The organism is Leisingera sp. ANG49 (assembly GCF_059694505.1).
In genome coordinates this window covers 531,455-552,595 of the sequence record NZ_JCATZN010000002.1, presented here as the reverse complement: position 1 = coordinate 552,595, position 21,141 = coordinate 531,455, and the positions used below count along the sequence as shown (strand labels likewise).

The 21,141-nt window shown below is 65.2% G+C and carries 22 protein-coding genes and 1 riboswitch; of the genes, 19 read left to right on the top strand and 3 right to left on the bottom strand.

The window, feature by feature from the left end:
• Window positions 1-13: 13 nt before the first annotated feature.
• On the bottom strand, window positions 14-931 hold the full coding sequence (gene bcoG, locus AC58NV_RS09030) for a 3-dehydrocarnitine:acetyl-CoA trimethylamine transferase BcoG (protein ID WP_497226831.1): 918 nt from the start codon (window positions 929-931) through the stop codon (window positions 14-16).
• Window positions 932-1,064: 133 nt separating this feature from the next.
• Here bcoG and AC58NV_RS09025 point away from each other — a divergent pair, with 133 nt between their 5' ends.
• Complete coding sequence (locus AC58NV_RS09025) at window positions 1,065-2,048, top strand: GlxA family transcriptional regulator (RefSeq protein ID WP_366659414.1); 984 nt, start codon at window positions 1,065-1,067, stop codon at window positions 2,046-2,048.
• Window positions 2,049-2,287: 239 nt separating this feature from the next.
• Here AC58NV_RS09025 and AC58NV_RS09020 read toward each other — a convergent pair whose 3' ends face one another.
• Window positions 2,288-3,331: an aldo/keto reductase gene (locus tag AC58NV_RS09020; RefSeq protein WP_497226830.1), complete on the bottom strand. Its 1,044-nt coding sequence runs from the start codon at window positions 3,329-3,331 to the stop codon at window positions 2,288-2,290.
• A 174-nt stretch (window positions 3,332-3,505) separates the two neighbouring features.
• Here AC58NV_RS09020 and AC58NV_RS09015 point away from each other — a divergent pair, with 174 nt between their 5' ends.
• The 16 genes from AC58NV_RS09015 to glpD all read left to right on the top strand — a co-directional run bounded on the left by AC58NV_RS09015 (window position 3,506) and on the right by glpD (window position 18,495).
• On the top strand, window positions 3,506-3,919 hold the full coding sequence (locus AC58NV_RS09015; protein ID WP_497226829.1) for a rhodanese-like domain-containing protein: 414 nt from the start codon (window positions 3,506-3,508) through the stop codon (window positions 3,917-3,919).
• Between the two features lie 74 nt (window positions 3,920-3,993).
• Window positions 3,994-4,395 carry a rhodanese-like domain-containing protein gene (locus tag AC58NV_RS09010; RefSeq protein ID WP_497226828.1) on the top strand — a complete coding sequence of 134 codons (402 nt, stop codon included), beginning with the start codon at window positions 3,994-3,996 and terminating at the stop codon, window positions 4,393-4,395.
• 86 nt (window positions 4,396-4,481) lie between these two features.
• Window positions 4,482-5,219, top strand: a complete 738-nt coding sequence (locus tag AC58NV_RS09005) for an ImuA family protein (RefSeq protein WP_497226827.1) — start codon at window positions 4,482-4,484, stop codon at window positions 5,217-5,219.
• Window positions 5,220-5,402: 183 nt separating this feature from the next.
• Window positions 5,403-6,008, top strand: a complete 606-nt coding sequence (locus AC58NV_RS09000; protein ID WP_497226826.1) for a YceI family protein — start codon at window positions 5,403-5,405, stop codon at window positions 6,006-6,008.
• A gap of 108 nt (window positions 6,009-6,116) precedes the next feature.
• Entirely contained in the window at window positions 6,117-7,340 is a 1,224-nt protein-coding gene (locus AC58NV_RS08995; RefSeq protein ID WP_366659423.1) for an MFS transporter, read from the top strand.
• Between the two features lie 100 nt (window positions 7,341-7,440).
• Window positions 7,441-9,159: a methionine--tRNA ligase gene (gene metG / locus AC58NV_RS08990; protein WP_497226825.1), complete on the top strand. Its 1,719-nt coding sequence runs from the start codon at window positions 7,441-7,443 to the stop codon at window positions 9,157-9,159.
• 367 nt (window positions 9,160-9,526) lie between these two features.
• Window positions 9,527-9,697, top strand: coding sequence for a hemin uptake protein HemP (gene hemP / locus AC58NV_RS08985; RefSeq protein ID WP_366659425.1), 171 nt, complete (start codon window positions 9,527-9,529; stop codon window positions 9,695-9,697).
• Window positions 9,694-10,173 carry a hypothetical protein gene (locus AC58NV_RS08980; protein ID WP_497226824.1) on the top strand — a complete coding sequence of 160 codons (480 nt, stop codon included), beginning with the start codon at window positions 9,694-9,696 and terminating at the stop codon, window positions 10,171-10,173. Before hemP ends, AC58NV_RS08980 begins: the two co-directional genes overlap by 4 nt.
• 27 nt (window positions 10,174-10,200) lie before the next feature.
• Window positions 10,201-11,469, top strand: coding sequence for an imelysin family protein (locus tag AC58NV_RS08975; protein WP_497226823.1), 1,269 nt, complete (start codon window positions 10,201-10,203; stop codon window positions 11,467-11,469).
• Window positions 11,470-11,661: 192 nt separating this feature from the next.
• On the top strand, window positions 11,662-11,955 hold the full coding sequence (locus AC58NV_RS08970) for a (2Fe-2S)-binding protein (RefSeq protein ID WP_366659429.1): 294 nt from the start codon (window positions 11,662-11,664) through the stop codon (window positions 11,953-11,955).
• Window positions 11,903-12,391, top strand: coding sequence for a bacterioferritin (gene bfr / locus AC58NV_RS08965; RefSeq protein ID WP_497226822.1), 489 nt, complete (start codon window positions 11,903-11,905; stop codon window positions 12,389-12,391). Before AC58NV_RS08970 ends, bfr begins: the two co-directional genes overlap by 53 nt.
• Window positions 12,348-13,910, top strand: coding sequence for a di-heme oxidoreductase family protein (locus tag AC58NV_RS08960; protein ID WP_497226821.1), 1,563 nt, complete (start codon window positions 12,348-12,350; stop codon window positions 13,908-13,910). Before bfr ends, AC58NV_RS08960 begins: the two co-directional genes overlap by 44 nt.
• On the top strand, window positions 13,910-14,905 hold the full coding sequence (locus AC58NV_RS08955) for an imelysin family protein (RefSeq protein ID WP_497226820.1): 996 nt from the start codon (window positions 13,910-13,912) through the stop codon (window positions 14,903-14,905). Before AC58NV_RS08960 ends, AC58NV_RS08955 begins: the two co-directional genes overlap by 1 nt.
• 15 nt (window positions 14,906-14,920) lie before the next feature.
• Window positions 14,921-16,000, top strand: coding sequence for a DUF1513 domain-containing protein (locus tag AC58NV_RS08950; RefSeq protein ID WP_497226819.1), 1,080 nt, complete (start codon window positions 14,921-14,923; stop codon window positions 15,998-16,000).
• Window positions 16,001-16,139: 139 nt separating this feature from the next.
• A complete protein-coding gene (locus tag AC58NV_RS08945) occupies window positions 16,140-16,925 on the top strand; it encodes a DeoR/GlpR family DNA-binding transcription regulator (RefSeq protein WP_497226818.1) in 786 nt (261 codons plus the stop codon).
• Window positions 16,918-18,495: a glycerol-3-phosphate dehydrogenase gene (glpD, locus tag AC58NV_RS08940; protein ID WP_497226817.1), complete on the top strand. Its 1,578-nt coding sequence runs from the start codon at window positions 16,918-16,920 to the stop codon at window positions 18,493-18,495. Before AC58NV_RS08945 ends, glpD begins: the two co-directional genes overlap by 8 nt.
• A gap of 108 nt (window positions 18,496-18,603) precedes the next feature.
• Here the strand turns inward: glpD and cobO are convergent, their stop codons facing one another.
• Window positions 18,604-19,239 (bottom strand): cob(I)yrinic acid a,c-diamide adenosyltransferase, encoded by a 636-nt coding sequence (cobO, locus tag AC58NV_RS08935; RefSeq protein WP_497226816.1) that lies wholly within the window; start codon window positions 19,237-19,239, stop codon window positions 18,604-18,606.
• 51 nt (window positions 19,240-19,290) lie between these two features.
• A riboswitch (cobalamin riboswitch) is annotated at window positions 19,291-19,497 on the top strand.
• A 97-nt stretch (window positions 19,498-19,594) separates the two neighbouring features.
• Here cobO and AC58NV_RS08930 point away from each other — a divergent pair.
• A complete protein-coding gene (locus AC58NV_RS08930; protein WP_497226815.1) occupies window positions 19,595-20,005 on the top strand; it encodes a DUF1636 family protein in 411 nt (136 codons plus the stop codon).
• A gap of 2 nt (window positions 20,006-20,007) precedes the next feature.
• Window positions 20,008-21,042: a cobalamin biosynthesis protein CobW gene (gene cobW, locus AC58NV_RS08925; protein ID WP_497226814.1), complete on the top strand. Its 1,035-nt coding sequence runs from the start codon at window positions 20,008-20,010 to the stop codon at window positions 21,040-21,042.
• Window positions 21,043-21,141: the final 99 nt, after the last annotated feature.

The window sequence follows — 21,141 nt, the reverse complement described above, 5'->3', positions numbered from 1 at the left end:
CCCGCATTTCCGCTTACTTCGCCACCGGCGCGCGTTTGGTCAGGCCCAGCTTTTCGCGCACTTCCTGCGGCCCGATCACCCGCGCGCCCATGTTCGACACGATGGTATTGGCCCGCTCGACCAGCTGCCAGTTTTCCGCCAGCACGCCCTTGTCGAGCCACAGGTTGTCTTCCAGCCCGACCCGGACGTTGCCGCCCGCCAGCACCGAGGCCGAGGCATAGGCCATCTGGTTGCGGCCCAGCGAGAACGCCGAGAAGGTCCAGTCGTCCGGCACGTTGTTGACCATCGCCATGAAGGTATTGAGGTCATCCGGCGCACCCCACGGCACCCCCATGCAGAGCTGCACCAGCGCGTTCGGCTCCAGAATCCCCTCTTTTACCAGTTGCTTGGCGAACCACAGATGGCCGGTATCAAAGGCCTCGATCTCCGGCTTCACGCCCAGATTGGTCATCATCTGCCCCATCGCCCGCAGCATGCCGGGCGTGTTGGTCATGACGTAATCGGCCTCGGCAAAGTTCATGGTGCCGCAATCGAGGGTGCAGATCTCGGGCAGGCATTCCGCCACATGCGCCACCCGCTCGGTAGCGCCCACCATGTCGGTGCCGGCTTCCTTCAGCGGCAGCGGGTTTTCGGTGTCGCCGAACACCATATCGCCGCCCATGCCCGCGGTCAGGTTCAGCACCACATCCACCTCCGCGTCGCGGATCCGGTCGGTGACCTCGCGGTAAAGATCCAGCCGGCGCGACGGCACGCCGGTCTCCGGATCGCGCACATGGCAATGCACGACAGCCGCGCCGGCCTTGGCCGCGGCGATGGCGCTGTCGGCGATTTGCTTCGGCGAGCGCGGCACATGCGGGCTGCGGTCCTGGGTGCCGCCGGAGCCGGTCACGGCACAGGTGATGAAGACTTCCCGGTTCATTTCCAGAGGCATTTTTGTTTTCCCTTCGATGTACAGGGTTTTGCCTGCGGTTATCCCCAGGCTCCTCCCCAGATTCTGATTTGCGCTGACAGCGACTCTGCCGCAGCCTTTTACGGCACAGTTTACACCAGGCGAATCGAAGTTGATGAAATCCGCAAAAAACATCCTGCAGCCCGAAAACCGGCCGCTGAAAACGGCGGTGCTGGTTCTGGACGAATGCAACACGCTGTCCTTTGCGGCCGCGGTTGACCCGATGCGCGCCGCCAACCGGCTGGCCGGGCGGGCGGCGTTCGACTGGGACTACGTCAGTGCGACGGCAGAGCCGCCGATGCTGACCAGCGGCCTCACCGTGCCCAGTTTCCCGCTGGCCCGGCTGCAGGGCTGCGAGCTGCTGATCGTCGTCGCAGGCTTCCAGCTTGCGCGCCATGCCACCCCCAGCCTGCTGGCAGGCCTGCGCCGCATCGCGGCCACCGGCGCCACGATTGCCGGCATCGACGGCGGCCCCTGGCTGATGGCCGAGGCCGGGCTTCTGGACGGCCATCCCGCCACCACCCATTGGGAAGACCTGGAGAACTTCTCTGCCCGTTTCCCGGAGGTGGATGCCCGCAATGACCGCTTCACCGTGTCCGACGCCCGCCTCACCTCCGGCGGCGCCACCCCGGCGATCGAAATGATGCTGCACATCATCGGCGCCCGCCACGGCGCGGGCTTCGCCTCCCGCGTGGCCGGGCTGTTCCTGTTCGACGGGCCTGCCGCCCTGCCGCGCCCGCAAAGCCGCCTTGGCGGCCGCGCCCACAGTGCGCTCACGGCCAAGGCCAATGCGCTGATGGAGGCCTCGCTGGATGAGCCGCTGCCGCTGGCACAGATTGCCGAGACCCTCGGCACCAGCCCGCGCAGCCTGCAGCAGCAGTTCCGGCTCAAGCTCAACACCACGCCGCAGGACCACTACTTGCAGCTGCGCCTGGCCGAGGCCCGCCGCCTGGTCACCGATACCGCGATGCCGCTGATGGAGGTGGCACTGGCCACCGGCTTCACCTCGCAGTCGAGCTTTGCCCGCGCCTTCCGCACCGCGCACGGCACCTCTGCCCGCGACCTGCGCCAGGAGCAGGCCCGCCCGACCGCGCATTGACCGGCAGCCCGGCCCCGCGGGTCAAGGGCCGCGCAGCGGCGGTGCGCAGCACCGTTCACCCTTGACGCGCAATCCTTGAATACACTCGCGAAGGCGCTTCAGGGCAAACCTGCCCCTGAAGCGCCTCTCAGCCAAATCTTCCGCGCTGCGCCAGCAGCGCCCGGCCCAACTGGCACAGGGCATGTCTATGCCCGCAGGCCGGGCGGGAGCACTTCCGCCCTTAGGCACAGGACGTCAGTTCAATACGGCATCGGATGCGCCCGGTGCGCAGCATTGATCTCATCCAGCACCTGCTGGCTCAGCTCCAGCTCCACCGACTTGAGCAGATGGTCCAGCTGCGGCAGATGGGTGGCGCCAAAGATCGCTGTAGCCATGAACGGCCGGGTCCGGCACCAGGCCAGCGCCATATGCACCGGGTCCAGTCCGTGCCGCTTGGCAATCTCCAGATAAGCCGCCACCGCATCATAGACCCGCGGGCTGTGGCGCCCGCCCAGTTCCGGATTGATGGCCTTGCGCGAGCCTTCCGGCACTGCCCCGTCCTGGTATTTGCCGGTCAGAAGCCCGGTGCCCAGCGGCGAAAACGCCATCAGCCCCACGTCCTCATTCACACTCAGTTCCGCCAGGTCGGTGTCATACATCCGGCAGACCAGCGAGTACTCATTCTGGATGGAGGCCACCCGCGGCCAGCCTTTCTCCTCCGCCAGCCGCAGCCATTGCGCCGTTCCCCAGGCGCTTTCGTTCGACAGGCCAAAGGCCCGGATGGTGCCGCGCTCCACCTCGCGCTGCAGCGCCTCCAGGCAATCCTCCATATTGGCCAATGTCTCCTCGCGGTTCTGGCGGGAGGGGTCATAGGTCCAGTTCTGCCGGAACATGTAGCTGCCCCGGTTCGGCCAGTGAAACTGGTAGAGGTCGATGTAATCCGTCTTCAGCCGCTTCAGCGACGCCTCGATGGTGGGCGCGATGGTCTTCGACGAGATCGGCGCCCCGTCCCGCACATGGCGCATCCCCTCGCCGGAATGCTTGGTCGCCAGGATGTAGTCGCCGCGCCGCCCGGTCCTTGCGTTCCAGCCGCCGATGATGCGCTCGCTGTTGCCCAGGGTCTCTGCACTGACCGGATTCACCGGGTACATCTCGGCGGTATCGACAAAGTTCACGCCCGCCGCCAGCGCCATGTCGATCTGCGCATGCGCCTCGTCCTCCGGCGTCTGGGTGCCAAAGGTCATCGTGCCCAGGCACAGTTCGGACACCATCATGCCGGTGCGGCCCAACGGGTTCATTTTCATCTCGCGCTCCCCTGTTCCGGATTTGCCCGCGACCCTAGCCGGCAGCACGGCAAGTGCAAGCCGCTGCGGCCTGCCGGCAGGCAGGCGTTAACCATTCGGAAACAACCTGAAAATGATTCGTCTCAAATGTGATACACTCAAATTTGCCGCAAATTGAAAAACAAGGGGTGGCCGATGACGATTACGATGTTTGAAAACGGCGGTGGTTCCGCCATTGAAGCTGAAGCGCCTCTGCCGCGGTTGTCACCCGCAGAAGCACGCAGGGTCCATGCCCGCGGCGGCGCTGTCTTTGTTGACCTGCGCATGACATGGGAAATGAAAAGAACGGGTCTCATTCCCGGGGCTTTTCCCTGCCCCCATGGGCTCATGGATCTTTGGATCGATCCCGATAGCCCCATCAGCGGCACCGCCCCTGCCAATAGGAAGGTTTTTGTTTTCTGCTGCGGCAATGGCTTGCACGCATCTCAGGCTGCCCAAAGCGCAAAGCATATGGGGTTGCGGCAGGTTTTCTTTCTGGATGGCGGAATGGATGCCTGGCTCGCCGGCGGCGGCAGTGTCGCAGCGTTTGATCAGCACCAGGTTCATTGAGCCCCGCCCGGCCGCTTGCACCCGGGCGTAAAACTCTGCAGCCTGTCTCCCGTATTACTCCGGGAGAGCACAGAATGCCGCAACAGATCACCAAAGGCGTCAAGGCGCTGCTGGCAGAGGCAAACAGCCTTGTCGAAACCATGTCCGTCGAGGAAGCCAAGCAGAAAGTGCTGGACGACAGTTACGTCTTCATCGACCTGCGCGACATCCGCGAGCTGCAGCGCAGCGGCATGATCCCCGGCGCGTTTTCCTGTCCGCGCGGGATGCTGGAATTCTGGATCGACCCGGACAGCCCCTATCACAAGCCGGTGTTCAACCAGGACAAGACCTATGTGTTCTACTGCGCCAGCGCCTGGCGCTCGGCGCTCAGCGCCAGGGCGGCGATGGAGATGGGGCTGAAGCCGGTTGTGCATCTGGAGGGCGGCTTCACCGAATGGGCCAAGCAGGGCGGCCCGGTGGTGCCGCGCGAGGGCTGAGGCCCGCCGCGCAGCGCGGGGACAAAGGGCAGTACCAGCGGCTTTACCCGATTGAGAACAAATAGGTAACATGCTAGCTTGACGGCATGCCGACTCACCTGCTCGCCCGCCGCAGCCACAAGCCCCGTCCGGCGCTGCCCCTGACAGAGGGGGTCGCGCTGGAGCTGGCCCGCGTGCATGAGGCCTGCGGCCCCGCCCGCCACAGTTTTGCGCTGTGGCTGGCAGCCGCCGCCCAGGGCCCCGTGCTGTGGCTGTCCCCGCCCCAGGCCGGCAAGCCGCTGAACCCGGACGGGATGGCGGGATACGCCAGCCCTGCCCGGTTCCTGTTTGTGCGCACCGCCCGGACGGAGGATCTGCTCTGGGCGATGGAGGAGGCCCTGCGCAGCGGCGCGGCGCCGCTGGTGGTGGCGGAACTGGCAGAGCCGCCCGCCATGACCCCGGTGCGGCGGCTGCATCTGGCGGCAGAGGGGGGCGGCCGCTTCGGCCCGGCGCCGCTGGGCCTGCTGCTGACCCCCGGCACCGGCGGCGCCCAAGGCATCGAAAGCCGCTGGCACCTGGCCCATGCGCCCCGCCCCGCCAGCAGCCTGCCCGACAGCAGTCCGGCCGGCCGCGCCCCCGCGGGCAGAGGCTGCTGGACATTGCAGCGCCTGCGCGCCCGCACCCTGCCGCCCCGCAGCTGGCAGGTCACCCGGGCCTGCGCAGGGGGGCCGCTGCGGGCCGCCCCGGCCGCTGACAGCGCCCTTCCTGCCGCGGCCGCTGCTGCCCCCGCTGCCGGAAGGCTCCCGCTGCCGCAGGCTCCCCTGCCGGCGCCGGCGCTGCCCTAGCGGTTTTGGGGCCGGCACCGGGCCCAACAGGCAGAAAATTTGCCAGGAGCCGGCGCCTGGCGGGGGTCCTCCGCGGTCTCACAGGCGCGCAAGCAAAAGTGAGCGCCCGCTGCGGCAAATCCGGTTAAACTCGTCCGGCAGCACAGAAAACACGGGCCAGCAAACACAGAAGGAAACGCACGCATGGGCAAATCCCGGATGCCGCGCCGCCCCCTGCTGGCCGGTCTCGGTGCCGCCCTGCTGGCGCCGCAGGCACTGCTGGCCGCCCCCCTGCCCTACCGCCTGATCCCCGAAGCCACCGAGGTGCGCTTCACCTTCCTGCTCAGCGGCCAGCCGCAGCACGGCCGGGTTCCCGTCTCTGCCGCCCGTATCCGCATCGACCCGCAGAACCTGGCCCGCAGCCAGGCCGATATCACCCTGGACGCGCGCCGCGCCCGCACCGGGCTGATCTTTGCCACCGACGCGCTGAAAGGCCCCGGTGTTCTGGACACCGCGCGCTTCCCGCAGATCCGCTTCCGCTCCACCCGCGTCCGCCTCGGACCGGACGGGCGGCTCTCAGGCGGCGCCGAAATCACCGGCAATCTGACCCTGCGCGGCACCACCCGGCCGATCACCCTGCAGGCCGCGCTCTACCGCCGCCCCGGCACCGCTCCGGACGACCTGCACGAACTGGACGTGCATCTCTCCGGCCAGCTCAGCCGCGCCGCCTTCGGCGCCACCGGATACACGGACCTCGTCGCCGACCGCATCGCCCTCGCCGTCAAGGCCCGCATCCGTCGCAGCATCTGAGCCTCCCGCCGGCCCCGGTGCGGAAAAGCACCGCCCCGCAGAAATACGACACGCCGGTGGCGGAAACCGGCTGGCAATGAAGCGCCAGCCTGTCATGGTCGGACCGTTATGCGCCTGATCGTCTCCTTTGCCGCCCTGTTCCTCTCCGTCATTCTGCTGCAGCTGTCCACGGGGGGCGTCGGCCCGCTCGATGCCATCTCCGGCCTGACGCTCAACTTCACCAAGGAACAGATCGGCCTCCTCGGCTCGGCCCACTTCTTCGGCTTCTTCATCGGTTGCTGGTGGGCGCCGCGGCTGATGGGCAATGTCGGCCATTCCCGCGCCTTTGCGGTCTGCACCGCACTGGGGGCAATGGGCCTGCTGGGCCACACGCTGACCGAGAACCCCTATGCCTGGGCGGCGATGCGGATCGCCTCTGGCCTCTGCGTGGCCGGTGCCTATACGGTGATCGAGGCCTGGCTGAACGCCAAGGTCACCAATGAAAACCGCGGCCGTGCCATGGGCACCTACCGGATTGCTGACATGAGCGCTTCGCTGGCGGCGCAGCTGATCATCGCGGTGCTGCCGCCTGCGGTCTATATCTCGTATAACCTGCTCGCCGTGGTGTGCTGTGCGGCACTGCTGCCGCTGACCCTGACCAGGGCAAGCCAGCCCGAAACCCCCGACGCCCCCCGGCTTCGCCCCAAGCTGGCGTGGCGCTGTTCGCCGCTGGCAGTGGCGGGCGTGATCGTCTCGGCGCTCAGCTCCGCCTCCTTCCGGATGGTCGGGCCGGTCTATGGCCAGGAAGTAGGGCTGGAGATCGGCCAGATTGCCTTCTTCCTTGCCTCCTTCGTATTGGGCGGCGCGCTGGCGCAGTATCCGATGGGCTGGCTGGCCGACAAATACGACCGCCGCTGGGTGCTGATCTGGCTGTCCGGTATCGCCATCCTCAGCTGCGGCATCACCATGGCAGCCAGCGGCACCGGCACTCTCGGCGTGATGCTGGCCGCCGGGTTCTTCGGCTTCACCACTTTCCCGATCTTCTCGGTCTCCGCCGCCCATGCCAACGACTTCGCCACCTCTGCCGAACGGGTCGAGCTGTCGGCGGCGCTGATGTTCTGGTACGCGCTTGGCGCCATCGCCTCGCCCTATGTTTCCTCCGCCCTGATCGACAGCTTCGGGCCGCCGGCGCTGTTTGCCTATGTCGCCTGCGGCCATCTGCTGCTGATCGTCTTCGGCCTCAGCCGGATGCGCGCCCGCCCGGTGCCGGAGGAACGCACGCATTATGTCTATGCACCGCGCACCTCCTTCACCATCGGCCGCCTGCTGAAGCGCTCGCGCGAAGGGCGGTAGCGCCGCCGCCGCCCAATTTTCAGCGAAATACGCACGCGGGGTTTCCGCCGCCCGCTGCATAGGCTAGACGGGCCTCTGACGCATTACCTGGATGGATGGCATGGCACGCATTCTGATTACTTCGGCGCTTCCCTACATCAACGGGATCAAGCATCTGGGCAACCTGGTGGGCAGCCAGCTGCCTGCTGATCTTTACGCCCGCTACAACCGCGGCCGCGGGCATGAAGTCATGTTCCTTTGCGCCACCGATGAACACGGCACTCCGGCGGAACTGGCTGCGGCCAAAGCCGGCAAGCCGGTTGCGGAATACTGCGCCGAAATGCACGAAGTGCAGACAGACATCGCGCGCCGCTTCGGCCTGTCGTTCGACCATTACGGCCGATCCTCCAGCCCGCAGAACCACGCGCTGACCCAGCATTTCGCCGGCAAGCTGGCCGAAGCCGGGCTGATTTCGGAAGTCAGCGAAAAGCAGGTCTACTCCAATGCTGACGGCCGCTTCCTGCCCGACCGCTATATCGAGGGCACCTGCCCCAATTGCGGTTACGAGCGGGCCCGCGGCGACCAGTGCGAAGAATGCACCAAGCAGCTGGACCCCACAGACCTGATCAATCCGCGTTCGGCCATCTCCGGCTCCACCGACCTGGAAGTGCGCGAGACCAAGCACCTGTTCCTGCGCCAGTCCGCGATGCGGGATCAGCTCGACGCCTGGATCGACACAAAGAAAGACTGGCCGGTGCTAACCACCTCCATCGCCAAGAAATGGCTGCATGACGGCGACGGCCTGCAGGACCGCGGCATCACCCGCGACCTGGACTGGGGCGTGCCGGTCAAAAATGGCACCGACGACTGGCCGGGCATGGAGGGCAAGGTCTTCTACGTCTGGTTCGACGCGCCCATCGAGTACATTGCCGCCGCCGGCGAGTGGGCCGAAAAGCATGGGCTTGCGGACGCTGACTGGCAGCGCTGGTGGCGCACCGACAAGGGCGCAGAAGATGTGAAATACGTCCAGTTCATGGGCAAGGACAACGTGCCGTTCCACACCCTGTCTTTCCCGGCCACCATCCTTGGCTCCGGCGAGCCGTGGAAGATGGTCGACCACCTCAAGTCCTTCAACTACCTGAACTATGACGGCGGCCAGTTCTCCACCTCGCAGGGGCGCGGCGTCTTCATGGACCAGGCGCTGGAAATCCTGCCCGCCGATTACTGGCGCTGGTGGCTGCTGAGCCACGCGCCGGAAAGCTCTGACTCCGAATTCACCTGGGAGAACTTCCAGCAGTCGGTGAACAAGGACCTGGCGGACGTTCTGGGCAACTTCGTCAGCCGCATCACCAAGTTCTGCCGCTCCAAGTTCGGCGAGGAGGTTCCCGCCGGCGGCGAATACGGGCCGCAGGAGCAGGCGCTGACAGACGAGCTGACTACCCGCATCCGCGCCTGTGAGGGCCATATGGAAGCAATGGAGGTCCGCAAGTCGGCGCAGGAGCTGCGGGCGATCTGGGTGGCCGGCAACGAATACCTGCAATCCGCTGCCCCCTGGTCGGTTTTCAAGGAAGACCCCGAGCGCGCCGCCGCGCAGGTGCGCCTGGGCCTGAACCTGATCCGCCTCTACGCAGTGCTGTCGGCGCCCTTCATCCCGCATGCATCGGACACGCTGATGGCGGCGCTGAACTCGGACGACCGCAGCTGGCCGGAAGACGTGGCGGCTGCCCTCTCTGCCCTGCCCGCAGGCCATGGCTTCACCGTGCCTGAGGTGCTGTTCGCCAAGATCACCGACGAGCAGCGCGAAGAGTGGCAGGAACGCTTCTCCGGGATCCGCGCCTGAAGCATCAGACATTGACTAACGTGAAGGCCGCCCCCTGGGCGGCCTTTTCTTTTGCCAATCCCTCGTCTTTGCGCAAAATTTATTTCCGACTAAAAAACTCGGATTGACATAGGTGAGTAAATAAATCAGGTATACGGCATTCCAGCCAGCCTGACTCGGATCGGGCGAGCCCGAGTGACATTCAATCAACCGAGATCGCCCCCATGCCGACCAGTGCGCGCCGCCTTAGCGGTCCTGAGATCAAGGAACCGGAGTCCGACGACATGCGCCACCTGTGGCCGCAGGTCTTCGCCCCGTCCGGCGCACTGTCCGGTTTTTGTCTGGAATGGCTTCTGGACAGGGCGGAATTCAGCAATGGGCGCAAGTCATGAACCAGATTACTTCCAAACCTGTCCCCACTGAGGCCACAACCGAGGTGTTTCCCACCTACCACGCGGAGGATCTGACCCGCGGCGGCGCACAGGCCCGCATCCTCCTGAACGGCCAGATCTACTCGCTGCGCATCACCCGCGCAGGCAAGCTGATCCTGACCAAATGAGCGGCGGCGCCTCCCATCCCCGCGGTGGCGTGACCGTCGGCACCCTGTCGGAACTGCCGCCGCTGGAGGCCGGCGCGGTGATCTACCTGCGCCACTGGTTCTCCGGCGAAGAGACCCGCGAACAGATGCGCCGTGATTTTGAGGTGAACTTCGGCCCGGAACTTGCCGATGCCGCCTTTGAGGCCTTCGGGTCCTTATGCAATTTCTGTGCCGCCCACGGCCGCCGCCCGCTGGTGCGCCACGGCATGACCTGCAAATGCCTGGGCGCAGATGAAAATTGCTTTGCCAACCTTCTAGCCTCCGCTGCTGAAGGCCAGGACGACGATGCCAACATCCTCGCCTCGCTGATCGTGACCCCGCGCAAGGCGCAGGAGTTGACACAGCTGGCCTCCGACTGCGGTCTGCTGCTGCAGCAGATCATGAACCCTCACCTGCCGCAGCAACCCGCGCGGCCTGCAACCGCCACCCTACACTGAACTCTAAAGCAATCAAGGACTTAGCTGATGAAATCTCTGTTTCTCACGGGCACTGCCCTCGCCGGTCTCGCCTTTGGCGCCACCACTGCCTTTGCCGCCGACAAGGCTGCGGTGCTGACCAACTACGCAAATATCGCCGAGGCCAAATACCAGGACAGCCTGGCCACCGCACAGGTGCTCAAGGCCGCCGTCGAAGCGCTGGTCGCAGATCCGTCCGCAGAGAACCTGGAAGCCGCCCGCGCCGCCTGGATCGCGGCCCGCGTGCCCTATCAGCAATCCGAGGTGTTCCGCTTCGGCAACGCCATCGTCGACGATTGGGAAGGCAAGGTGAACGCCTGGCCGCTGGACGAGGGCTTGATTGACTATGTCGATGCCTCCTATGGCGGCCCGACCGACGAAAACACCTTGGCGGCGCTGAACGTGATCGCCAACCCCAGCTTTGAGCTGTCAGGCAAGGCGGTCGACGCCGCCAAGATCACCCCGGAGCTGCTGGAAGGCGCCCTGCATGAAGCCGACGGGGTCGAAGCGAACGTCGCCACCGGTTACCACGCCATCGAATTTCTGCTGTGGGGCCAGGACCTGAAGGGCACCGAGCACGGCGCAGGCGACCGTCCCTGGACCGACTATGCCCAGGGCGACGCATGCACCGGCGGCAACTGCGACCGCCGCGGCGAGTACCTGCTGGCGGCGACCGATCTGCTGATCTCCGACCTGGAGTGGATCACCGCCCAGTGGGCCACCGAAGGCGAAGCCCGCACCGCGCTGCTGGCGGATGAGGATGCCGGCATCACCACCATGCTGACCGGCATGGGGTCGCTGTCTTATGGTGAGCAGGCAGGTGAGCGGATGCGCCTGGGCCTGATGCTGAACGATCCGGAAGAAGAGCACGACTGCTTCTCCGATAACACCCACAACAGCCACTATTACGACGGTCTGGGCGTGCAGAACGTCTATCTGGGCGAATACGTCCGGGTGAATGGCGAACTGGTCTCCGGCCCGTCGCTGTCGGATCTGGTGGCGGAAAAAGACGCGAACCTCGACGCCGAGATGCGCGGCAAGCTGTCGACCACCATGTTGGCGCTCGGCCGCATTAAGACTGCGGCTGAGGCAGGCCTCTCCTATGACCAGATGCTGGCGCAGGGCAACACAGCCGGCGAGGCGCTGGTGATGGGCGGCGTCAACGGGCTGATTGACCAGACCCGCTCGATCGAGCGCGTGGTCTCTGCCCTGAAGCTGGACGGCGTGGCCATCGAAGGCTCCGACAGCCTCGACAACCCCTCGGCCGTCTTCAATTAAGCCATTCCGGCGAATGGCAACACATCTGAAAAGGGCCGCTATTCCCGTGGCCCTTTTCTGCGTGCAGCGAACACCCGCCAATACCCTAGTGTTTCACTCTGGATACCCCTTGAATCCTCAGTAATTTTGTCGGATATGTTTCCCAACGGAATCACTTGGCCATTTGCGCCACCGGGCTAGGACGCGAGCAGCATGATCGTTTGCCACTGCACACAGATCTCGGACCACGACATCCGCGCAGCCATCGACTGGATGCGAAGTGCCGATCCTGAAACGATAATCACTCCCGGCAAGATCTATCACGCGCTGGGAAAATCTGCCGATTGCGGCGGCTGCATGCCCCTTTTCCTCGACACGATGCGTTCCAGCAGTAAGCTGGAAGTACCTGCGCAGCTTGCGAATTTACGCGCAGGATCAATTCGGGAGGAAAACAATGAAGGGCGACGCCAAGGTTATAGACTATCTCAACAAAGCGCTGCGCCATGAGCTGACGGCCGTCAGCCAGTATTGGCTGCACTACCGGATGCAGGAAGATTGGGGCCTGGGCAGCATGGCCAAGAAAAGCCGCGAAGAATCCATCGAGGAGATGGAGCACGCGGACAAATTGATTGAAAGGATTTTGTTCCTCGGCGGCCACCCGAACCTGCAGAAGCTTGACCCGCTGCGGATCGGCCAGACCCCGAAAGAAACCCTCGAATGCGACCTTGCCGCCGAAGTGGACGCCCGCGCGCTCTACAAGGAAGCCCGCGACGCCTGCAACAAGGCGGGCGATTACGTTTCCCAAAAGCTGTTTGAAGAGCTGATGGCGGACGAAGAAGGCCATATCGACTTCCTCGAAACGCAGCTTGAACTGCACGACCGGATCGGTGCCGAAAACTATGCCCAGCTCAACGCCACCAAAATGGCAGAGGTTGAAGACTAACATTGCCCTGGCTGCCGCGCTTGCGGCGGCCACCCCCCTTGCGGCGCTGGACCTGGCCAGCCGGTACCAGGCAGAGCCGCATCTCTCCCCCCTTCCCCGCATCGATGCAGAACGCGCCCGGATCGAGGCCGTGACAGCCCCTGCCACGGATTTCTCGGCGCCTGAACCATACGAGGATCTGCCTGCAGGCGCCGCCACCGTGCGCGCGCGGACAGATGATGAGGCGTTTTCCCAGCATTCCGCCAATCTCTCTTTCGAACAGGAGCTGGAATTCAAGCTCGGCAACGGGCTGTTCAAGAAGATCTGGGTGTTTTCACCCGCCTCAACCAAGGCCTCCGACGGGCTTGGCCCGCTTTATAACGCGCGCTCTTGCCAGCGCTGCCACCTGAAGGACGGCCGCGGCCATGTGCCGGAACAGCCGGATTATGCCTCCGCCTCCATGTTCCTGCGGGTCTCCGTTCCCGGCCCGGTGCCGCCACAGATGCAAGCAGTCAGCGATTACATCGGCACCGCGCCCGATCCGAACTATGGCAGCCAATTGCAGGATTTCTCTGCCCCCGGCATCGCACCGGAATACAAGCTTCAGGTCGAGTACGAGGAATTCGAAGTCGCCCTGAACGGCGGCGGGACCGCCTCTCTGCGCCGCCCCCGCTACACCGCCGCGAACCTCGGCTACGGCCCACTGGCAGACGGCGCCATGCTGTCCCCCCGCGCCGCGCCGCCGATGATTGGCCTTGGACTGCTGGAGGCGATCCCTGCCGCCGACATTCTTGCCCGCGTGGATGAGGGTGACGCTGACGGCGACGGCATTTCCGGCCGCGCCAATCTGGTCTGGTCGCGGGAGTTCAACCAAATCATGCTGGGCCGTTTCGGGCTGAAGGCCGGCTCCCCGACGGTGCATGAGCAATCCGCAGGCGCCTTTGCCGGCGACATCGGCATCTCCACCCCGCTGTTCCCGGCCCATGCCGGCGAATGCACGGATCTGCAATCAGCGTGCCACGCCGCGCCGCACGGCGGCGGTGATTCCCGTGAAACCGAAGTCGACCAGCCCAACATGGATCTGGTCACCTTCTACAGCCGCAACCTCGGCGTGCCCGCGCGCCGGGGCAGTGGCGACAGCCAAGTGCTGCGCGGCAAGCAGGTGTTCTACGACAGCGGCTGCGCCTCCTGCCATGTGCCGAAATATGTGACACACCGGCTGGCAGACCGTCCGGAGCAGAGCTTCCAGCTGATCTGGCCCTACAGCGACCTCCTGCTGCACGACATGGGCGAGGGCCTGGCAGACCACCGCCCCGAGGGCCGCGCCACGGGCCGTGAATGGCGCACTGCGCCGCTCTGGGGCATTGGCCTGACGCAGCAGGTCTCGCCACGCGCCACTTTCCTGCACGACGGCCGCGCCCGCACCCTGCTGGAGGCCATCCTGTGGCACGGCGGCGAGGCAGAGACCGCGAAGAACCGCGTCGTGAAGCTGCCTCCGAAGGACCGCGCCGCCCTGATTTCTTTCCTGGAGAGCCTCTGATGCGCGCCCTTGCCCTGACCCTCACTCTTGCTGCGGCGCCTGCCGCGGCGTCGGATCTGTCCAGCGCCATCACCGATCAGTTGATTCTCCCGGCGTTTGAGGAACTGGCAGCAGAAGCATCAGGGCTGGCCGCTGCAGCGCAAGCCGATTGCACACTGCAGTCCGAAGCCCTTCGGTCCGCTTACGGCGAGGCCTTTGACGCCTGGATTGCCGCCAGCCACTACCGCTTCGGACCGACGGAAACCGGCAGCCGTGCCTTTGCGCTGGCTTTCTGGCCCGACAGCCGCGGCAAGACGCCCAAGGCGCTTGGCAATCTGATCCGCAGTGAGGATGCTGGCGTCAGCGATCCGGCCGAATTCGCCAGCTATTCCATCGCCGCCCGCGGGTTCTACGCGCTGGAATACCTCCTGTATGACCCCGAACTCTCCTCCGCTGGCAGCGCGGACTACCGCTGCACCCTGACCCGCGCCATCAGCGCGGATATTGCCGCCACATCGCAGGTCATCGCCGCGGATTGGGAGGAAAACTACGCCGCCGAAATGCGCGCGCCCGCCGCCCGCTACCGCAGTGAAGAAGAAATCACCCAGGAACTGCTGAAGGCGCTGACCACCGGGCTGCAAGTGCTGGACGACATGCGGCTGGGCCGCCCTCTTGGCACATTTGACAAGCCCCGCCCCAACCGCGCCGAGGCCCGCCGCTCAGGGCGCAGCCTGCGCCATGTGCTGGTGTCGCTGAACGCGATGGAACCGCTGGCGCTGGCCCTGGCGCAGGATGAGGCCGGGTTGAAGGCAGACCTTGCACAGGGTTTCGGCAAGGTCCTCAGCCGCGCCGAAGCCCTGAACGATCCGGTCTTTGCCGGGGTTGCCGACCCCGCTGCCCGCATCCGGATCGAGGCGCTGCGCCAGCAGGTGAAGGATTTGCGCGCGCTTGTTTCTGAACGCCTTGGCCCGGCCCTCGGCGTGGCGGCAGGTTTCAATTCGCTCGACGGCGACTGACGGAAAGGATCCCGCATGACCTCCCGCCGCGGATTTCTGGCCGGGCTGATAGCCACTGCTCTCGCCCCGCAAGCCACCTGGGCCAGCGCTGGCAGCCCGGCTTTCCTGTCGGCGGGCAAAGATGCTGGCGGCGGCTTCTTCCTTGCGGGCCTCAAAAGTGAAGGCGAAATCCTCTTCCGCCACCCGCTGCCCGGCCGCGGCCATGCTGCTGCCGCGCACCCGGTCCGGCCTGAGGCAGTTGCCTTTGCCCGCCGCCCAGGCCGCTTTGCCGATGTAATCGACTGCCGCAGCGGTGCCGCCATCGCGCGGTTGCAGCCGCCCGCTGGCCATCACTTCTATGGCCATGGCATCTTTTCCCCGGACGGCAGCCGCCTTTTCACCACTGAAAACGACTATGAGAACGCCCGCGGCGTGATCGGTGTGTGGGATGCTGCAGACGGCTACCGCCGCATTGCCGCGTTCTCCGCCGGCGGCATTGGCCCGCATGACATGGCTTTGCGCCGCGATGCGCCCGGACTGGTCGTGGCCAACGGCGGCATCGAGACTCACCCCGACAGCGGCCGCTCCAAGCTGAACCTGCCTGATATGCGCCCCAACCTCAGCTACCTGAGTTTTGACGGCGTGCTGCAGGAGCAGTTGGAACTGCCGCAGGAGCTCCACCTGAATTCGATCCGCCACATTGCCATGCGCGGCGACGGCACCGTTGGCTTCGCCATGCAATGGCAGGGCGATCTGGGCGAACAAGTCCCCACAGCAGGCCTGCACCGTCCCGGCAAAGCGCCCCGGCTGATGGCCGAGGATGATGCGCGGGTGCTGAACATGCAGGGCTACGGCGGCTCGACCGCCTTCTGCACCGATGGCAGCCGGCTCGGTGTCACTTCCCCGCGAGGCGGGATGCTGCAGGTTATGGACACGGTCAGCGGCGTCTTGCTGCAGGAACACAGGATGGGCGACGTCTGCGGCCTGGCGCCCTCTGCTGACGGCTTCACCGCCAGCACCGGCACCGGCCAGTTCTATGCGGTTTCGGACACCGCCCAGCATCTTCTGCACCACGCGAATCTGGCCTGGGACAATCACCTGATCCCGCTCTTCTGAAGCAAAACAGCCGGGCTTTTCACAAGGCGCGCCCGCCACGGCGCGCCTTTTCGTTTTCAAGCACCGCGAAAGCAATACGAAAACGAATAGTGACTCTTCACGCGCGATACGCTACAGAATCGCAGCGAAAGGAAAGCAAATGGATGCCACAAGCCGTCAGAACGAAATCATATCCCTCCTGAACCGTCAGGACCGGGTCGAGGTTGAGGATCTCTCACAGCGCTTTGGCGTGTCCTTGCAGACCGTGCGCGCAGACCTGCGCGACCTGTCGGCGCGGGGCGCGCTGTCTCGCGTGCACGGCGGTGCCGTCCGCGTGAGCTCCGCCGCCAGCCAGGGTTACGTGGACCGGCGCAAGCTGAACGCCGGCAACAAGCTGGCGATGGCCTCTCTCGCCGCGGAACTGATCCCCGACAACTGCTCGCTCAGCCTCAACATCGGCACATCAACAGAACAGGTTGCCCGGGCGCTGTCCGGCCACAGCGGCCTGACCGTGATGTCCAACAACATCAACATTATCAACATGATGATGGGCGGACAGGCCAAGGAACTGGTCCTGGCCGGCGGCACTGTGCGGCAAAGCGACGGCGCCATCGTTGGCGAGGACGCGGTGGAGTTCTTCTCCCGCTACAAGGTGGACTTTGCCGTCATCGGCGCCTCTGCGCTGGATGCCGACGGCGCAGTGATGGACCACGACGCCCGCGAGGTTTCGGTCGCCCGCGCGATCCTGAAGAACGCCCGGCAGAGGGTACTGGTCTGCGACGGCAGCAAGTTCGACCGCTCCGCTCCGGTTCGGATCTGCGATGTCTCCGACCTGGACGTGGTGATCACCGACCGCCCGGCTCCCGCAGAATTCGCCGAGGCCGCGCTGGCCGCCGGCACCCGCATCCTGACCGCAGGACAAAACGAAAGCAGCGAAAATGATTGACACGCCTGTAACGGACCTTTTCATCATCGGCGGCGGCATCAACGGCTGCGGCATCGCCCGCGACGCCGCCGGCCGCGGATTGTCGGTGACGCTGGCAGAGATGAACGATCTCGCCTCGGCCACCTCCTCCGCATCCACCAAGCTGTTCCACGGCGGCTTGCGCTATCTCGAATATTTTGAGTTCCGCCTGGTGCGCGAGGCGCTGATCGAGCGCGAAGTGCTGCTGAAAGCGATGCCGCATATCTCCTGGCCGATGCGCTTTGTGCTGCCGTTTCACAAGGACATGCGGTTCGACAGCGAGACGCCCACGTCGAAACTGCTCACCACCTTCATGCCCTGGATGAAGGGCCGCCGACCGGCCTGGCTGATCCGGCTGGGGCTGTTCCTGTACGACTCGCTTGGAAAGCGCGGCATTCTGCCCGGCACGGCGAAACTGGATCTGGAGGCCGACCCGGCGGGCAGGCCCCTGAAGGACAAGTTCAAGACCGCCTTTGAATATTCCGACTGCTGGATCGAGGACGCCCGCCTGGTCGTCCTGAACGCCCGCGACGCACAGGCCCGCGGCGCCGAGATCCTGACCCGGACCAAGGTGCTGTCAGCCGAGCGCCATGCGGACCACTGGGTGATCACCCTGCAGGACCAGGCCACCGGCGACACCCATCAGCGCCGCGCGAAAATGCTCGTCAACGCGGGCGGGCCATGGGTCGCAGACGTGCTGCACCAAAAGCTGGGCCAGAACAGCCGCGAAAACATCCGCCTGGTGCGCGGCAGCCATATCGTGGTGCCGAAGCTGTTCGATCACGGGCGCTGCTACTTCTTCCAGGGAACCGACGGGCGGATCATCTTTGCCATTCCCTATGAGGAAGATTTCACCCTGATCGGCACAACGGACAGCGACCACTCCGATCCGGACACCGCGCCGGAATGCACCGCAGAGGAGCAGGACTATCTGATTGATTTTGCATCAGGATATTTCAATCAGCCGCTCAAGCGCGAGGATATCGTCTGGACCTATTCCGGCGTGCGCCCGCTTTTTGACGACGGCGCCAGCTCTGCCACCGCGGCGACCCGCGAATATGTGCTGACACTGGATCAGGCACAGGCGCCGCTCTTGAATGTCTTCGGCGGCAAGATCACCACCTACCGCAAGCTGGCAGAGGCGGCGCTGGCAAAGATCGGCGAGGTTTTCCCGCAGCTGCCCGCGGACTGGACCGCAGGCGTGGCCCTGCCCGGAGGCGATTTCGCGGTGGCGCATGTGGAAAAGCTGCAAAGTAAACTCGCAGCGGACTATCCGTTCCTTTCGCCCTACGGGACCCGCCGCCTGATCCGCGCCTATGGCACCGAGGCCTGGGAGCTTCTGGGCGAGGCCAAATCCGCGGCTGATATGGGGCAGGACTTCGGGGCGACGATCACCGCGCAGGAACTGGACTGGGCAATTGCCCGCGAATGGGTACGAACTGGAGACGACTACCTGTGGCGGCGCACCAAGCTGGGGCTGCGGCTGGATGAAGCCCAGCGCGCCGCGGTGAATGACTACATCCAAGGCAAAGCGGCGCAGTTGGCGGCATAACTCAAAGGGCGGTGCTCGGCCCGGCAGGGTGGAAGCGAAGCGCCCGCCCCGTGGGGGGGGACGGGCGCTGCCCGGCCTGGCGGCCGGGCGGGACATTCTGAAAGGGTCTTAAAACTCCACGCCCTTCTGTGCCTTCACGCCGGCGCGGAACGGGTGTTTGATCTGGCCCATCTCGCTCACCAGATCGGCGATCTCGATCAGCTCCTCCTTGGCGTTGCGGCCCGTCAGCACCACATGGGTCATCGGCGGCTTCTGCTCGACCAGGAATTCCAGCACCTCCTCCAGATCCAGATACTCATAGCGCAGCGCAATGTTGATCTCATCCAAGAGCACCATGGTATTGCGCTCATCCAAGATCATCTCCTTGGCCTTTTCCCAGCCCTTTTGCGCGGCGGCAATGTCGCGCGCCTTGTCCTGGGTTTCCCAGGTAAAGCCCTCGCCCATCGCATAGAATTGGCAGAGATCGCTGAAGTTCTCCTCGATCAGGGTGCGCTCGCCGGTCTGCCAGGCGCCCTTGATGAACTGCACCACGGCGGACGGCATCCCATGGGCAATGCAGCGCATGATCATGCCGAAGCCGGAGGAGGATTTGCCCTTGCCCGGCCCGGTGTGGACGATGATTAGGCCCTTCTCGCCTTCCTTGGTCTTCATCATCCGGTCGCGCGCGGCCTTCTTCTTGGCCATCTTGGAGGCGTGACGGGCGGCTTCTTCTTCTGAGATGCCGGTTTCAGACTTTTCGCTCATGGGGGCTCTCCAGCTGTTTGACCCCATGTCTTGACAAAGAAGCCCGCCATAGCGCAAGGGGGTTCCGCTGGTTCCTGTGAAAACAGGCGAAGAGGGAATGTGAAGGCCGTTCGAGGCCGAAGCACAGCCGCCCCCGCGACCGTGACCGGATGAGGCCGCCATGCCACTGGGGAAAACTCCCGGGAAGGCAGGATGGCCGGCAAGGCAAGCGCCTTGGCATCCGCAAGCCGGGAGACCTGCCAGCGAGAGAGAGATCAACGGGCAGACGGGGTGTTCTGCGACCGGGCGAGGGACTGGCACGACACAGTTCCTTTCTGGCCATCCCGCACGCCCTGCCGCGACAGGAGACGCGCTGATGGCTGACGAAATGGCAGGCAAAACTGCCAGCACCCAGGGACCGGTCACGCTGACCGTTTGCCTCACCTGCCGTCGCGAGGGCGCCGACCCCGAGGCCGCCCGCCCCGGCGCCATCCTTCACGCAGCCCTGGAAGAAGCCGGGATGCCCGAAGGCGTCCGCCTGCGCGGTGTCGAATGCCTGTCCTCCTGCAAGCGCGGCTGCGCTGTTGCCTTGGTCGGCGGCGCGGAGCGCTGGACCTATGTCTACGGCGACCTTGACCCGGACCAGCACGTTCCCGAGATCCTGGAAGGCGCCGCCGCCTATGCCGCCACCGCCGACGGCGTCGTGCCCTGGCGCGAGCGCCCGCAGACCTTCCGCAAGCAATCCATTGCCCGCATCCCGCCGGCCAAGTTCTTCTCCGAGGAGTAATCATGAGCGACCTCAACAAGATCCCCGTCACCGTCATCACCGGCTTCCTCGGTGCGGGCAAGACCACCCTGATCCGCCACCTGATGCAGAACCCGCAGGGCAAGCGCCTGGCGGTTGTGGTGAACGAATTCGGCACCGCCGGTGTGGACGGCGACATCCTGAAGTCCTGCGCCGATGAAAACTGCCCGGCGGAGAACATCATGGAACTGGCCAACGGCTGCATCTGCTGCACCGTAGCCGATGACTTCATCCCCACTATCGAGCAGCTGATGAACCTGCCGGAAAAACCCGATCACATCGTGATCGAAACCTCCGGCCTGGCGCTGCCCAAGCCGCTGCTCAAGGCCTTCGACTGGCCCGCGATACGCTCCCGCATCACCGTTGACGGCGTGATTGCGCTGGCCGATGCCGAGGCCGTTGCCAAGGGCCAGTTCGCCCCCGACCTGGACGCCGTGCAGGCCCAGCGCGAGGCGGACGACAGCATCGACCACGAAACCCCGCTCAGCGAAGTGTTCGAGGACCAGATCTCCTGTGCCGACATCGTGCTTCTGTCCAAGGCCGACCTGGCCGGCGACGCAGGTGTCGAGAAGGCCCGCGCGGTGATCGAGGCCGAGGCGCCCCGCAAGCTGCCGATCCTGCCGATGAGCGAAGGCGTCATCGACCCGCGCATCATCCTGGGTCTGGGCGCGGCTGCCGAGGATGATCTGGACGCCCGCCCCAGCCACCACGACGGCCACCACGACCACGAGCATGACGATTTTGAAAGCATCGTTGTCGAAATGGGCGAAGTCTCCGACCCCGAAGCGCTGCAGAATGCCATCGTGAAACTCGCCCGCGAGCGCAACATCCTGCGCGTCAAAGGCTATGTCGCGGTGGAGGGAAAACCGATGCGGATGCTGGTGCAGGCCGTGGGCGAGCGCCTGCGCGCCCAGTATGATCAGCCCTGGGGCGCGCAGCCGCGCAAGACCGCCCTGGTGGTCATCGCCGAGCATGACGACATCGACGAACAGGCCATCCGCGCCGAGCTGGGGGCCTGAAGCTGATGCCCCAAGGCGAAACTTCAAACGTTTCGCCCGGCGGCAACGCCGGGCAGCGCCCGACCTCCCCGTTTTGCCGGAGGCAAACCTTTGGTTTGA

Bases quoted from the DNA above. Each gene is read 5' to 3' on its own strand.
- bcoG (WP_497226831.1), bottom strand. From the start codon at position 931: ATGCCTCTGGAAATGAACCGGGAAGTCTTCATCACCTGTGCCGTGACC.
- AC58NV_RS09025 (WP_366659414.1), top strand. From the start codon at position 1,065: ATGAAATCCGCAAAAAACATCCTGCAGCCCGAAAACCGGCCGCTGAAA.
- AC58NV_RS09020 (WP_497226830.1), bottom strand. From the start codon at position 3,331: ATGAAAATGAACCCGTTGGGCCGCACCGGCATGATGGTGTCCGAACTG.
- AC58NV_RS09015 (WP_497226829.1), top strand. From the start codon at position 3,506: ATGACGATTACGATGTTTGAAAACGGCGGTGGTTCCGCCATTGAAGCT.
- AC58NV_RS09010 (WP_497226828.1), top strand. From the start codon at position 3,994: ATGCCGCAACAGATCACCAAAGGCGTCAAGGCGCTGCTGGCAGAGGCA.
- AC58NV_RS09005 (WP_497226827.1), top strand. From the start codon at position 4,482: ATGCCGACTCACCTGCTCGCCCGCCGCAGCCACAAGCCCCGTCCGGCG.
- AC58NV_RS09000 (WP_497226826.1), top strand. From the start codon at position 5,403: ATGGGCAAATCCCGGATGCCGCGCCGCCCCCTGCTGGCCGGTCTCGGT.
- AC58NV_RS08995 (WP_366659423.1), top strand. From the start codon at position 6,117: ATGCGCCTGATCGTCTCCTTTGCCGCCCTGTTCCTCTCCGTCATTCTG.
- metG (WP_497226825.1), top strand. From the start codon at position 7,441: ATGGCACGCATTCTGATTACTTCGGCGCTTCCCTACATCAACGGGATC.
- hemP (WP_366659425.1), top strand. From the start codon at position 9,527: ATGAACCAGATTACTTCCAAACCTGTCCCCACTGAGGCCACAACCGAG.
- AC58NV_RS08980 (WP_497226824.1), top strand. From the start codon at position 9,694: ATGAGCGGCGGCGCCTCCCATCCCCGCGGTGGCGTGACCGTCGGCACC.
- AC58NV_RS08975 (WP_497226823.1), top strand. From the start codon at position 10,201: ATGAAATCTCTGTTTCTCACGGGCACTGCCCTCGCCGGTCTCGCCTTT.
- AC58NV_RS08970 (WP_366659429.1), top strand. From the start codon at position 11,662: ATGATCGTTTGCCACTGCACACAGATCTCGGACCACGACATCCGCGCA.
- bfr (WP_497226822.1), top strand. From the start codon at position 11,903: ATGAAGGGCGACGCCAAGGTTATAGACTATCTCAACAAAGCGCTGCGC.
- AC58NV_RS08960 (WP_497226821.1), top strand. From the start codon at position 12,348: ATGCCCAGCTCAACGCCACCAAAATGGCAGAGGTTGAAGACTAACATT.
- AC58NV_RS08955 (WP_497226820.1), top strand. From the start codon at position 13,910: ATGCGCGCCCTTGCCCTGACCCTCACTCTTGCTGCGGCGCCTGCCGCG.
- AC58NV_RS08950 (WP_497226819.1), top strand. From the start codon at position 14,921: ATGACCTCCCGCCGCGGATTTCTGGCCGGGCTGATAGCCACTGCTCTC.
- AC58NV_RS08945 (WP_497226818.1), top strand. From the start codon at position 16,140: ATGGATGCCACAAGCCGTCAGAACGAAATCATATCCCTCCTGAACCGT.
- glpD (WP_497226817.1), top strand. From the start codon at position 16,918: ATGATTGACACGCCTGTAACGGACCTTTTCATCATCGGCGGCGGCATC.
- cobO (WP_497226816.1), bottom strand. From the start codon at position 19,239: ATGAGCGAAAAGTCTGAAACCGGCATCTCAGAAGAAGAAGCCGCCCGT.
- AC58NV_RS08930 (WP_497226815.1), top strand. From the start codon at position 19,595: ATGGCTGACGAAATGGCAGGCAAAACTGCCAGCACCCAGGGACCGGTC.
- cobW (WP_497226814.1), top strand. From the start codon at position 20,008: ATGAGCGACCTCAACAAGATCCCCGTCACCGTCATCACCGGCTTCCTC.